The organism is Phytohabitans sp. LZ39 (assembly GCF_059359075.1).
The window spans coordinates 239,630-253,633 of record NZ_JCADBM010000008.1; the positions used below are offsets into that span (position 1 = coordinate 239,630).

Below are 14,004 nucleotides of genomic sequence, written 5' to 3' on the forward strand. Positions count from 1 at the left end.
CCTATGCCGCCGGCGCGGTGCGCCGCTCGGGCAGGGCGAGCACCGGCGTGGCGCTGCTCGATGCCTGCGACGGCCGCAGCACCCGGATCGCGTCCGGCCACCGCACGGGCGCGCCGAGCGTGCCGGTCAGCAGCCGCTGGAGGTCTTCGGTGCGGGTAGCCGAGTCGGCGACCGCGTGCGGCTCGGTGCCGGTGGCCAGGCACTGCGCGGCGAGCGCGCCGACCGCCTCGCCGATGCTCCACTCCACCGGGTGCAGCCGGTAGCAGCCGTTGGTGATGTGGGTGGTACCGATGTTCTTGTTGGCCGGCAGCAGATTGCGCATCCGCACCGGGATCAGCGCACCGAGCGGGATCTGGAACGGGTACGCCTCGAGGTTGACGTAGTTGACGCCGGCCGCGCTGGGGTGCAGGTCGATGTTGTAGTGCCCGACGCCGACGCCGTCGGCGAACTGCTCCGCGCCCGCGCCCTCCGGCCGGTCGACGACCGCGACGTGCTGCTCCAGCACGGTGAAGCGGGCCTTGACGCGGCGCGACTCGCGGATGTACGCGGTCTTGGCGAGCCCGTCGGCGGTGCCGGTCAGGTCGGGGCGCAGCCGCAGTCCCGGGTAGCCGTGGCCACCGTCCGGGCGTGGCGCCTCGGTCTGCATCCAGTGCAGATAGGACAGTGACAGCTCCTTGCACCGCCGCAGCGCCCGCTCGCGCGCCGTCTCGTCGACGCCCGGCCCGAGCAGCGGCGCCTCCCAGTAGTCGATGTTGGGCCAGTTGACCAGCGAGATGTCCGTATCGACGAGGTCGGGGGCGAACTGGGTGCGGGCCCGGATCCGCCGGAAGTGCCAGAGGTCGGGCACCCGCACCGCGTCGAGGTCGGCCTCGAAGATGCGGTTGGTCTTGCCGCCCATCGTGTGGATGTCGATCTTCTCCCAGGACAGCTGCGGCCCCGGCCAGAACGGGTCGACGTGCGTCTTCCAGTGGTCGTACGACGCGGGGCGGTCGACCACGTGCTCCTCGCCCGGCCGGTACTCCAGGGGGAAGCACCAGGTGATGGCCTGCTGGTCGGTCGGGTCGGCGACCGGCGCGGCGTACGGCTCGCCGGTCTCGTCCTGCGACTCGGCGCCGATGACGTGCTCGACGCCGGCCAGCTCCAGCAGGTCGCCCAGCTCGGTGGCGTCCACGACGAGCGGGGCGGTGAGGGTGACGCGGCCGCCCGTGCGGCGGTCCTCCACGGTGACCGCGGTGACCCGGTCGCCGTCGGTCTCGGCGGCCACCGGCACGTGCTCGTACAGCACCGTGATCCGGCCGGCGGACACGTACCCGGCGAGCATCTCGTCGATCGCGGCGACCGCGACGCGCGGCTCCACGCAGAGCTTGCTCACGTTGCCCAGGCCGGGGTTGAGCTCGGGGTCGGCGGCGGCCTCCGGCCGCAGCGGGTAGTTGCGCCGGTAGTAGTCGCGGATCCGGCCGCGCAGCTCGCGGTATCCCGCCGAGATGTGCGCGCTCTCGATCCAGGGGTGCTCGTCGGACGGGACCGCCTGGGCGGTGAGCTGCCCACCCAGCCAGTTGGTTTCCTCGGTCAGCACGACGCGGTGGCCGAGCCGGGCGGCGGTCAGCGCGGCGGCCACGCCGCCCAGGCCACCGCCGATGACGAGGAGTTCGGTCTGCACGCGCAATCACTCCCGAGGATCGCTGATATATTTGCGCTCGTCGGTCGAACCAAGGTCGACCAAATGATTGCGGTCACGTTACACATCGCGGTTAGCGACGTGTCAAGAGTCAATGATCTATTAGCAAATATTAGCTATGGACCGCTCCTATCCGCTGATGCTAGAACCGAGGCCATGACTTCAGGACCCGCCCTTGCGGGGGTGCGCCACTACCGCCCGGCCCCACCGGCACCGACCGGCGCCGCGACCGTCGACGCGGACGTCGCGGTCTACGGCGCCACCTCCGGCGGGGTGACCGCCGCGGTGCGCGCCGCCCGGGAGGGGCGCTCGGTGGTGCTGCTCGCGTACGGCGACCGCGCGGGCGGGATGACCACCGCCGGCCTCGGCACGACCGACGTGGGACACCCGGACACCGTCGGCGGCCTGGCCCGCGCGTTCTACGCGGAGGTCGCGGCGGCCTACGGAGCCGCCGACCCGCACTGGGACGTGGAGGCACACGTCGCCGAAGACATCTTCGAGCGCTGGCTGGCCGAGGCGGGCGTGCGGGTGGTGCGCCGGGCCCACCTCGCCTCCGTGCGCCGCGAGGCGGGCCGGATCGTCGAGCTCGCCACCGACGACGGGCACCGCTACCGGGCGCGGGTCTACGTGGACGCGTCCTACGAGGGCGACCTGCTGGCGGCCGCGGGCGTCTCCTACACCGTGGGGCGGGAGGCGTCCACTGTGTACGGCGAGTCGCTCGCCGGCGTGCAACACAGCGTCAACCACCAGTTCGAGCGCCCGGTGGACCCGTACGTGGTGCCCGGGCAGCCGGCCAGCGGCCTCCTGCCCGGCATCTCGCCCGACCCGTACGGCACGGTCGGCGACGGCGACCACCGGGTGCAGGCGTACAACTTCCGGCTGCACGTCACGACGTCGCCGCGCCGGATCCCGTTCCCCCGCCCGGAGGGTTACGACCCCGCGCGGTACGAGCTGCTCCGCCGGTACGTCGAGGCGGGTGTCTACGAGCTTTTCGGCCGGACCACCCGGGTGCGTGGCGACGTCTTCGACATGAACAACCACGGCGCGTTCTCCTCCGACCACATCGGAGCCAACTACGACTGGCCGGAGGCCGACCACGCGCGCCGTGAGGAGATCTTCCAGGACCACGTGCGCTACCAGGCCGGCCTGCTCCACTTCCTGGCGAACGACCCGCGGCTGCCCGACGCGGTCCGGACCGCGACGCGGGAGTACGGGCTGGCCCCCGGCGAGTTCGCGGACAGCGGGCACTGGCCGCACCAGATCTACGTGCGGGAGGCCCGGCGGATGGTCGCCGACCGCGTGGTCACCCAGCACGACGCGACCGGCGCCGCACGGGCCGACGACCCGGTCGCGCTCGCGTCGTACGTGATGGACTCGCACAACGCCAAGCGGGTGCTCGTCGACGGCCACCCGCGCAACGAGGGAAACGTGCAGCAGCCGCTCGCGGCGCCGTTCGGCGTGCCGTACCGGTCGCTGGTGCCGCGCACCGGAGAATGCGACAACCTCCTGGTCGTCTCGGCGATCTCCGCCTCGCACGTGGCGTTCGCCTCGGTGCGGATGGAGCCGGTGCTGATGATGCTCGGCGAGGCCGCCGGCTGCGCGGCGACCCAGGCCGTCACGGCCGGGGTGGCGACCCGTGACGTCGAGTACGAGACGCTGCGCAAGTCCCTGGTGGACACGGGTGCGATCCTGGCCTGGGCGGGTACCGAGTGAAGGAGGGATGAGGGCGTGACGAAACCACGCGGTCGCAGCTCGCGCCAGGCGGACATCGCGCGCGAGGCCGGCGTCTCCCAGTCCACTGTGTCCATGGTGCTCAGCGGCGCCGGCGACCTGGGCCGCATCTCCGCCGAGACGCAGCGCCGGGTGTTCAGCGCGGCCCGCCGCCTGCGCTACACACCGGTCGGGCAGCAGCGCACCGCCACCGCCGTGCCCAGCCGGCAGGCGCCGCTGTTGCTCGGCGTGCACACGTTCGAGCCGATCTTCCCGACCAGCGCCCGCGACTACTACTTCGAGTTCCTCCAGGGCATCGAGGAGCAGGCCGGCGTCGAGGGCTGCAACCTGGTGCTCTTCACCGCCGCGCAGCACGAGGACGGGGTCCGCCGCATCTACCACGGCGGCGTCAACGGCCTGCGGCAGGCGGCCGGCAGCCTCCTGCTCGGCCACCACGCCAACCTCGACGACCTGGCCCGGCTGGTCGAAGACGGGCACCCGTTCGTCTACATCGGCCACCGCGACGTGCCCGGCACCGAGATCTGCTACGTCGGCGGCGACTACCGGGCGACGACCGGACGGATCGTCGACGACCTCGTCGCGCTCGGTCACCGCAGCTTCGCGTATCTGGGCGAGGCGGTGCGGCACGAGCCGGAGGTCGACCGCTGGGAGGGCTTCGCGGCGGCGCTCGACCGGTTCGGCCTGGCGGTGCCCGCGCCGGCGTGCGTCCGGCCGGAAGACCTGACCGCGCAGTGGCTCGACAGCACCCTCGCCGAGGGCACCACCGCGATCCTCGTGGAGTCGGTCAACCTGCTGCGGGTCCTGGCCGCGATGGTCAAGCTGCGTGGCCTCTCGATCCCGGACGACCTCTCCGTGGTGCTGCTCGTCGACGACCCGGGCAGCGAGGTCGGGCCGGGTCCGTGGGCGTCGCTGCGCATCCCGCGCAACGCGATGGGCCGCCGGGCGGTGCGGCTGCTGACCTCGCTGCTCACCGACCCGGACGGTGACTACGAGCGGCAGATCCTGGTGCCGTGCACGCACACCCTGGAGACGACGGTCGCCCCGCCCCGCCAGTAACGGCGGGACGGGGCGACCAACCCCAGAACCCAGAACTAAAGCTCGCGCACCCGTACGTTGCGGAACTCCATCAGGTCGTTGTTGCCGTGGTTTTGCAGCCCGATGAAGCCGCTGACGAACTGGCGCAGGTCCGTCGGCGGATCGCCCGCGCGGGACGACTGCTTGCCGGGCGTGTTGTCGAACTCCTTGATCACCACGCCGTTCCGGATGATCGTGTAGTGCTGGCCCTCCACCTTGATCTCGTAGTCGTTCCAGACGTTCTTCGCGGTGGCGCCGGACTGGGCGAGGTTGTTCGGGTCGAAGTTGTACACCGACCCGGTCTTCTGCGGCTCGCCCGTGTCACCGTCGTACAGCTGGATCTCGTGTCCACAGTAGATCGCCACCCACGCCTGCGAGGACGCGGCCGAACCGACCGTGCCGCAGCTGCCCGGCGGCCGCTGGCTGAGCGGCGTGCGCGGGTCCGGGAAGCGGACGAAGACGCCGCTGTTGGCGCGGGTGCCCTCGGGTGACACGTCCCGGAACTGTAGCTTGATCGAGTAGTCGGCGAACTGCTGGTCGGCGTACCAGAGCATGCCGAGCCCGCCGATGGTGCGCATCGTGCCGTCCGGCCGCACCTGGAACGAACCGCCCGGTGCCTGGCGCCAGCCGGACAGCGAGTACGCGGTGCCGTCGAAGATGGCCTTGTACCCGGGTATCGAGCCGATCGCCGACCCGGCTCCGGCCCGCCGGAGCACGCCGGCCTCCCGGTTGTCGATGACGTGGGCCGCGGTGAGCTCGGCCAGCACCTCGTCGAGGTGGTTGACGAACTCGTTGTGGTTCGGCCAGTTGCCCTCGTCGTCGATCAGGTCGTTGATCGTGCACCCGCCGCCGGCGACCCGGTTGGCGACGCCGGTCTCGATTTCGAGCAGCTGCACGGTCGGCCGGGCGTCGGGCGCCGCGCACCCGGCGAGCACCGGGATCTTCGAGGTGACGACCTGGCCGTCGGCGTAGGTCACCTTCAGTGTCGCCTCGAAGCTGCCGTACCGCTTGTAGGTGTGGGTCGGGTGGGGCGCCGTCGACTTGGCGGTGCCGTCGCCGAAGTCCCACTCCCACGCCACGCCGCCGGCCTTGTTGGCCGAGAACGAAATCGTCCGCGGCTGGGCCTGCGCGATGGAGCGGGCCGTCGCCAGGCTCGGGTGCGGGGTCGCCGGCCCGCCCTGGTACGCCACGCGGATCAGCTTCTGGTTGGCGTGCAGGCTGAAGAAGCCGCTGCCGTAGTCGAGCATGTAGAGCGCGCCGTCCGGGCCGAACTTGGCGTCCATCCAGGACTGGAGCTGCGTGCCGCCGCTGCCGTGCGGGATGATCTGCCGCAGGTCCTCGGCGAACGCCGGCGCGCCGGCCTGTCGCACCGTGTCCGGGTTGACGGTGATGGCCACCCGGTTGCTGTTCTGGCACTCGTCACCGATGAACCACTTGTTGTCCCAGTAGGCCGGCCACGCGACGCCGCTGCCGGTGTCGACCCGCGAGCGGTGGTACGTCGGACCGTCCATGACGGCCTGGCAACCGGCACTTGTCATGTACGGCCGGGTGTACGTCGACTCCGACTGCACGTACGTCGGGATGCCGTCCGGGCGCTTGGGGAAGACCGGGCCGCCGCCCTGCGGCGAGTACCAGATCATGTTGTCCCGGACCGGCGGGAGGTTGACGAGACCGGTGTTGCGCGGCGACTCGTTCTTCGGGTTGTCGCAGTCGTACCAGCCGGTCAGCACCTCGGCGTCGGTGTTGGACCGGTCGCGGTACGGCTGCCGGTTGCCCATGCAGTACGGCCAGCCGTGGTTGCCCGCCGAGGTGATGATCGTGGCGGTCTCGTACTTCGCCGGCCCCAGCTCCGGGCTCGGCGCGCCCGCGTCCGGGCCGACCCACGCGGCGGTCAGCCAGTCGTTGACCGGGTCCCAGGCGAGCCGGGCGATGTTGCGCACGCCCATCACGTAGATCTCCGGCCGGGTCTTGCCGCCGCCCTCCTCCTGGCCGGTGAAGAGGTTGCCCTCGGGGATCGTGTACGTCCCGTCGGCCTCCGGGTGGATCCGGATGATCTTGCCGTTGAGGTCGTTCGTGTTGCCGGCGGTGCGGCGGGCGTCCTGGAACGAGATGCCCGCGAACTCCTGGGTCCAGTTGTTACCGGAGTATCCGCTCGAGCCGCCGGAGGAGTTGCTGTCACCGCTTCCGATGTAGAGGTTGCCGGAGTCGTCGAACGTCATGCCGCCGCCGGCGTGGCAGCAGCTGTGGATCTGCGTGTCCCACGACAGCAGGTCCTTGCGGGTGCCCAGGTCGAGAGTCTGCGTGGTCGCGTTGTAGGTGAGCCGTGAGACGGTCCGCTTGCCGACCCGCTTCTCCCGGTCGATGGAGGCGTGCGGCATCCAGTACACGTAGACCCAGCCGTTCTCCGCGAACTTCGGATCCAGCGTGATGCCGACCAGGCCCTCCTCGTTCTTGACGAGCTCGCCGCCGCTGCCCCGGTGACCCATGACGGGCAGGGTGGCCAGCAGCTTGACCTGCTTGGTCTGCGGATCCCACTGGTGGATGGTGCCACAGCCGAGGCCGACGTTCGGGTCGGCCCAGTCGACGACCGGCGCGGTCGCGCAGGAGGCCTTGCCGATGTAGAAGACCCGCCCGTTGCTCGGGGCGACAGTCAGGCCGTGCGGCTCACCGATCTGGTCGAGCTGCCCGGACGCGTTGTTCGTGGTAAGCCGCTCGGTGCGGTAGTTGGCCGCGATGGTCGCCTGGCAGTCGCCGCGCACCAGACCTGCCGTCCACTGTAGAGCTCCGAGGAGGTGACTCTGGAACTGCGTGTCGGTGGTGTAGCTCGCCTCGGTGCGTCCCATGCCGGTGTAGAAGGAACGGCCGCCGTCGTAGTCACGGCACCAGGAGATCGGATGGAACGCGCCGTTGCGGCTGAGCCCCGCGTTGTACGTGTGCTCCTGCACCTGCGCGACGGTGTGCACGCGGCCGATCGGGTTCGGGTTCCAGTTGATCCACTGGTCGGCGCGCTTGGCGGTGAGCGGGAAGCCCTTGTTCGCCGGGTGCTGGCGGTCGGTGTAGCTGACCGTCGCCTGCTGCACCGTGGACTCCGGCGGCGGGCCGGCGTCCGGACCGATCAGCCACAGCTCGGCGAGCTGGATGATCGGCTCGCCGCCGTTCGCGGTGATGTTCAGCCGGTAGTGCTGGTACGCCGTGGTGTTGGTGAACGTGTACTGCTTGGTCTCGAACCGGCCCCCGAAGGTCTCACCGCTGCGAGTGTCCAACGTGGTCCAGCTCTGCCCGTCGGCGGAGCCTTCGAGCGTCCAGTCCCGCGGGTCCCGGCCGGGGAAGTCGTTGGCCGAGCTGAGGGCGTAGCGGGACACGACGACCGGCGCGCCGAGCTTGGCGACGACCCACCCGGTCCGGGCGAAGGTCAGCCACTTGGTGCCCAGCGAGCCGTCGATGAGCTGTGCCACGCCTTCGTTCGGCGTGTTCTGGGCACTGGCCGTGGCTTCCACGATCTTCTCGGCGTTGGGCAGGCCGGCCGCCGGCCGGGTGCCGATCAGGCCGGTGAACCACTCCGAGCTCGGCTGCACGCGGGCCGCGTCGTGCACGCCCAGGAAGCCGCCGCCGCCCTTGATGTACGCCTGGAACGCCGCCTCCTGGGTGTCGTTGAGCGTGACACCGTTGGCGGAGAGGAAGACGACGCTGCGGTACCTGGCGAGGTTGGTGGGGTTGAAGACCGCCGGGTCCGAGGAGTCGTGCACGTAGAAGCCGTTGTCCCGGCCCAGCTTGCGGATCGCGGCGACGGCGCGGGTGACCGGGTCGTCCTGCTGGTCCACGGCTCCGTGGAACACCAGCACGTTGACCGCGGCCTTGCCCCAGGTGGGCGGCAGGTCGACCGGGGCCGGAGCCGCGGACGCGGGTGCGGACGGTACGGACAGCACGCCGATCGCGAGCGTGGCGGCCGAGGCGAGCGCTGCCGCGCGCCTCCAGATGGGTCTCATCTCGTCTCCTCCGGGATCAACCGTGGTTTCCGTGGGCGGCCGGTGCCTGGCCGCCGCCTGCCGGTGCGGCCTGTACCGGGTTTCCCGGTGCGTGGCCGGCGTGCGCTGTCATCGCGCCGTTCTCGTCCAGGACGTGGAACGTCGTGGACATGCCGAGGTCGGAGTGGAACTGCATGTGGCAGTGGAGCATCCAGTGGCCGGGGCCGACCGACTCGCCGGCGATCACCCGGGCGCCGAAGGTGTCGCCGGGGCCGACGGTCTTGTTGTCGATGATCGGCACCGAGTTGGCGAGCGCGCCGGTGCCGTCGACGACGCCCGTGCGGGTGTCCGCCCAGGAGTGTCCGTGCACGTGGAACGTGTGCATGTCGTCGCCCATGCCGATGACGAGGAACTCGACCTTCTCACCGACCTTCGCCACGACACAGGTCGGGCCCGGTACGGGGTTCGCCTCGTCACAGGTGTCGGCTTCGCTGCTGCGCCGCAGGTTGATGGTCTGCCGGTCGCCGAACGCGAGCACGTAGGTGCGGTCCGGCCGGGGGTCGCCCTGCCGCCGCACCACGACCCCGCCGAAGAGGCCGGTGCGCATGCCCGCCGTGCCGTGCGGCCCGCCGACCACGTGGTCGTGGTACCACCAGTAGCCGGCCGTGCCCTGCGCGCCGGTGTTCGTGTTGCGCGGCTGGGCGTACCAGATGTAGGTGTACGACCCGCCCGGCGGCACGAACGAGTTGCTGTGCACGGTGCCGTCGGACTTCTGGGTGTACTTGACCCCGTGCGTGTGCAGCGACACGCCCAGCGGATGGTTGGGGTTGGCGGTGCTGCGCAGCGCCTCCAGCGTCGCCGCCGGCACCTGGTTGTAGAGGGTGATCGCGAAGCACTGCCCCTCGATCATCTCGATCAGCGGCCCCGGGTAGGAGGCCGACTCCGGGGTGAGGCCGTATCCGAGCCGGACCTGGTTGGTGATCGGGTCCTTCGGCAGCTCCACCGCGTACAGGTTGATCCGGCGGTCGATGACGGTGCAGCCGCCCGGCCGCTCGGCCCCCGGGGCGGCGGCCACGTTGGCGGCCGTCACCCCCTGGCCGCCGGCCGCGGCACTCGGTTCGCCGGCTCCACGGCCCGAGCCACGGGCCAGTCCGCCCGCCGCGGCGAGCGTCACGGCCAGCACCGCGAGCACCAATAGCCTTCTGGCTTTCACAATCCCGTCCAATCTCACGGCGTCAGCGCAGCGATCCGGATGTTGCGGAAGCTCACGATGTCGGTGGCACCGTGGTTCTGGAGTCCGATGTAGCCGGTCGGGTGCTCGCGTCCGGCGCCACCCGGGTCGTCCGCCCGGGGCGGGTCGAAGACCGCGGCGGGGTCGTTGACGTACTCGTTGATGAGCACGCCGTTGCGGAACAGCGAGTAGTGCTGGCCCACGACCCGGATCTCGTAGTCGTTCCAGGTGCCCTTCGGCGTCACGCCGGCACCCGCGATGTCGACCCGGTCGAAGCCGTACACCGAGCCGCTCTTGTACATGTCGCCGTCGGTCCGGTCGAAGATCTGGAGCTCGTGCCCGTACTTGATGGCGACCCACTCGGGGCGGGGCTCCTGCGGGTGCTGGTGCACCTGCGGGAAGCGGACGAAGACGCCGCTGTTGACCCGGCCGTCACCCGGCGCGTCGTCCCGCCACTGGAGCTTGAGCGAGAAGTCGCCGTACTCCCGGACCGGGAACCAGAGCATGCCGAGCCCGTCGACCGACGTGCTGGTGATCGACCCGTCGGCGTTGCGCCGGAAGCCGCCGGCGCCGACGTGCTCCCAGAGGTTGAACGAGGCCGGCGTGCGGTCGAGCAGCGGCAGGTAGCCCTGCTTGTCGTCCGGCTTGCCGACGCCCGACTCGCGGGCGGTGCGGACCAGCGTGTTGCGCTGGGCGTTGGTGATCAGGCCGCGGTGGTGCAGGTGCTCGGCGACCTCCTGGACGTGCGCGATGAAGTCGGCGGGGGTGGCCCACGGCTTCTCGTCCTCGATCAGGTTGTTGATCCAGCAGCCGCCGGAGACCAGCTTGTTGGGTACGCCGCTGTTCTTCGTGCCGATCCAGACGGTCGAGCGGGTGTCCGCGACCGGGCAGGTGCGCGGCTGCGCCCCACTCTCGACGACGTTGAACGTGGTCGAACCGGTGGTGGAGACGTTGCCGGCCCGGTCGGTGGCCCGGTAGCTGAACGTGTGCTGGCCCGGAGTGTTCACCGTGACCGGTCCCGTGTAGACGATGTAGCCGTGCCCGTCCTGGGCGTACTCGACGCGGAGCAGGCCGGACCCACCCGTGTCGGCCGCGCTGAGCGTGACGGTGGCGCTACCGACATAGGACCAGCTGCCGTCCAGCTGGCCGGCGACCACGGCGGTCACCGTCGGCGGCGTGGTGTCACCGGGCGGCGCGACCACGGTAAACGAGGCCGTCTGCGCGGTCGAGGTGTTGCCGGCCTTGTCGGTCGCGCGGTAGCTGACCGTGTGCTGGCCGGGCTGGTTCACCGTCACCGGCGCGGTGTACGCGGCGTACGGCTGGCCGTCCAGCGAGTACTCCACCCGGTCGACGCCGGAGCCGGCGTCGGTGGCGGTCACCGTGACGGTGGCGGCACCGACGTACGCGCCGTTGCCGTCGCGGTTGCCGGCGACGGTGGCGTTGACCGTCGGCGCGGTGGTGTCCTGCTGCGGTGCCACGACCGTGAACGACACCGACTGCACCGCGGAGGTGTTGCCGGCCGCGTCGGTCGCGCGGTAGCTGACCGTGTGCTGTCCCACCGTGTTGACCGTGACGGGTGCGGTGTAGTCCGCGTAGGCACCGCCGTCGAGCGAGTACTCCACACTGTCCACACCCGACTCGGTGTCGGTCGCGGTGATCGTGACGGTGGCGGCGCCGACGTACGCGCCGTTGCCGTCCTGCTGGCCGGTGACCCCGGCGCTCACCGTCGGCGCGGTGGTGTCCGGCTCGTTCTCGTCGACCACCGTGAACGACACCGTCTGCGGCGCCGACGTGTTGCCGGCGTTGTCGGTGGCCCGGTAGCTCAGCGTGTGCTGGCCCGGCTGGCTGACGACGACCGGCGCGGTGTACGCCGCGTACGGCGCGCCGTCGAGCGAGTACTCGACAGAGTCGACCCCGGAGTCGGCGTCGGTGGCGGTCACCGTGACGGTCGCCGAGCCGATGTAGTTGCCCTCGCCGTCCGGCTCGCCGCTGATCTGGGCGGTCGCGGTCGGCGGTGTGGTGTCCGGGTCGGGCTCCTCGACCACCGCGAACGACACCGCCTGTGGCGTGGAGGTGTTGCCCGCGACGTCCGTGGCCCGGTAGTTGACGGTGTGCTGCCCGACCGCGGTGATGCTGAGCGGCGCGGTGTACTCCGCGTACGGCTGGCCGTCGAGCGAGTACTCCACGGTGTCCACACCGGACTCGGTGTCGGTGGCGGAGAGCGTCACCGTCGCCGTGCCGATGTAGGCCCCGTTGCCGTCGCGGTTTCCGGTCACCGACGCGGTCACCGTGGGCGCGGTGGTGTCCGGGTCCGGCTCGTCCACGACCGTGAACGACACCGACTGTGGCGTCGACGTGTTGCCCGCGACGTCGGTCGCCCGGTAGCTGACCGTGTGGTTGCCCAGCGTGTTGACGGTCACCGGGCTCGTGTACGTGCCGTAGGCGCCGCCGTCGACCGCGTACTCCACCTTGGACACGCCGGAGCCGGTGTCGGTGGCGGCGAGCGTCACGGTGGCCGCGCCGACGTAGTTGCCGTTCTCGTCGCGGTCGCCGGTCACCTGCGCGGTCACGGTCGGCGGGGTGGTGTCGTCCGGGCCGTCGGTGACGACGAGCAGGCCGGTCATGCTGCCGTGCCCGGGGATCGCGCAGAAGTAACGGTACGTGCCCGGCGTGAGCACGACGTCCACGGTGTGCCGGCCCCGGTTGGCGTCGGTCGGCTCGGCGAGGATGTTGACGTTGACGTCGTTGTTGTACCGGGGGTCGCCCGTCTCGAACGTCAGCGTGTGCTGCATGTCGGTGGTGTTGCCGGTGGCCCGGCTGTTCTCGAAGACGAGCGTGGTCGGTCCCGCGACGGCGGTGGTGGGCGCGGAGGCGTAGGCCTGGGTGCTGTCGCCGGCCGTCCAGGTGAGCGTCTGGGCCAGGAGCTGCGCTGATGGCGCGGCGCCGCCGGGCGCGGCGTCCACCGGGCGCGCGCTCACCGGCCCGGACGACAGCACGGAGCTCACCAGCAGGACGGCGACCGCGGCGACCACCGTGAGCGGCCGTTTGGGCCCCCGGGGTGGTCTCCGCCGCACAGGGAGGAGTGGCATGTCCGACACAACCTTTCGCGAGTCTTCTGCCGCGCACGCGCCACAAAGGACGGTGGCGTTGGCGCGCACGCCGGCAGGCAGCGTCAGCCGACCCACGGTGCCGAGCCGGGCGGTGTCCGCCGCCGGCCCGTGCGTGGGCTGGGGTGTCTTGGGTCAGGGGGTTGGAACTCGTCGGCGAATGGAGAGCCAGCGGCTAGGGCTGACGTGTTGCGGCCAAGGCGCGCGCCGACGCGCCTATGTGTATGCAGGCCATGTCATCGACAAGGAGGTGCCACTCCCCCGGCAAGGACACAACCCTCGGACGTCGAGGTCACCGCGCCGCCGGTCACCTCGATGAGACTAACGTTGTCAGACCCTAACGGACTTGCCATCGAGATGTCTACATCTTCCGTTAGGAATGCTCACACTTTTGTTTCCTGCGGCGAAAGGCTTTGACGAAACCTACTCGTCGGGGAAGTCGGCCAGCTCCGCGACCGCGGTATCCAGCGCCGCGTCCACGCCCCGATCCACCATCATCACGTAGGCCGGGTCGCCGGCCGCCGCGATCCGCCGGATGCCCCGAGCCGAGTCGCCGACCCGCCGCCGGACCGTCTCGACGAACGGCCCGAGCGGCCCCGCCCACCCGTACGCGTCGAGCATCAGCCGCAGCCGCGCCGGCCGCCGCTCGAAGGCGGTGAATCCCTCCGCCGACACCACGCGCCGGGCGTGCAGCGGCACCCACGAGAACGCGGCGAACGCGAGATCGTACTCGCGGGTCACCGGCGCGGCGAAGTCCCAGTCGAAGAACCCGGCCAGGCGGCCGCCGTCCCACGCCGCGTTGTACGGCGCGGAGTCGTTGTGCCCCACGATCAGTCCCGGCCGCCAGGTGCCGCCCTCGCGCCACACCGCGTCCGCCGGCGGGACGAAGCTCGCCACCGCCTCGTGAAACTCGCGCAGCCAGCCACCCACCTCGCGGAGCGCCGCCTCGCCGTACACCCAGGCCGGCCACGGCCGCGCCGTGCCGACCACCTCGCCCGGCAGGTACGAGAGCACCTCCCGGCCCTGTCCGTCGAAGCCGAGCGCGCGCGGCGCCCGTTCGAACCCGACCGCCTCCAGGTGCCGCAGCAGCGCGTGCACCGACGGCGTCCACGGCCCGGCCGCCCGGCGCACCGTGTCACCCACCCGCACCGCGCCCCCGGTATTGCCGCCGGGCAGCCGCTCCTCGCCAGTCACCGCCCAACGCTCGTACAAGCCCCG

7 protein-coding genes are annotated in these 14,004 nt (G+C 71.2%); 2 read left to right on the forward strand and 5 right to left on the reverse strand.

Annotated features, from left to right (window positions below):
* Position 1: 1 nt before the first annotated feature.
* Positions 2-1,660, reverse strand: a complete 1,659-nt coding sequence (locus AC5L36_RS18175) for an FAD-dependent oxidoreductase (protein ID WP_441217489.1) — start codon at positions 1,658-1,660, stop codon at positions 2-4.
* 174 nt (positions 1,661-1,834) lie between these two features.
* On the opposite strand from AC5L36_RS18175, the gene AC5L36_RS18180 reads away from it, so the two are divergent.
* Complete coding sequence (locus tag AC5L36_RS18180) at positions 1,835-3,391, forward strand: FAD-dependent oxidoreductase (protein ID WP_441217491.1); 1,557 nt, start codon at positions 1,835-1,837, stop codon at positions 3,389-3,391.
* Positions 3,392-3,406: 15 nt separating this feature from the next.
* A complete protein-coding gene (locus AC5L36_RS18185) occupies positions 3,407-4,465 on the forward strand; it encodes a LacI family DNA-binding transcriptional regulator (protein WP_441217493.1) in 1,059 nt (352 codons plus the stop codon).
* A gap of 35 nt (positions 4,466-4,500) precedes the next feature.
* On the opposite strand, the gene AC5L36_RS18190 is transcribed toward AC5L36_RS18185, so the two are convergent.
* From AC5L36_RS18190 to AC5L36_RS18205, 4 genes are all read right to left on the reverse strand, one after another.
* The gene (locus AC5L36_RS18190) at positions 4,501-8,469 is read right to left on the reverse strand and encodes a ThuA domain-containing protein (protein WP_441217495.1); all 3,969 of its coding nucleotides are present in this window, start codon (positions 8,467-8,469) and stop codon (positions 4,501-4,503) included.
* Positions 8,470-8,485: 16 nt separating this feature from the next.
* Positions 8,486-9,661, reverse strand: coding sequence for a multicopper oxidase domain-containing protein (locus AC5L36_RS18195; RefSeq protein ID WP_441217497.1), 1,176 nt, complete (start codon positions 9,659-9,661; stop codon positions 8,486-8,488).
* Positions 9,662-9,675: 14 nt separating this feature from the next.
* Positions 9,676-12,768 (reverse strand): OmpL47-type beta-barrel domain-containing protein, encoded by a 3,093-nt coding sequence (locus AC5L36_RS18200; RefSeq protein ID WP_441217499.1) that lies wholly within the window; start codon positions 12,766-12,768, stop codon positions 9,676-9,678.
* A gap of 441 nt (positions 12,769-13,209) precedes the next feature.
* Positions 13,210-13,980, reverse strand: a complete 771-nt coding sequence (locus AC5L36_RS18205) for a phosphotransferase (protein WP_441217501.1) — start codon at positions 13,978-13,980, stop codon at positions 13,210-13,212.
* Between the last annotated feature and the right edge of the window lie 24 nt (positions 13,981-14,004).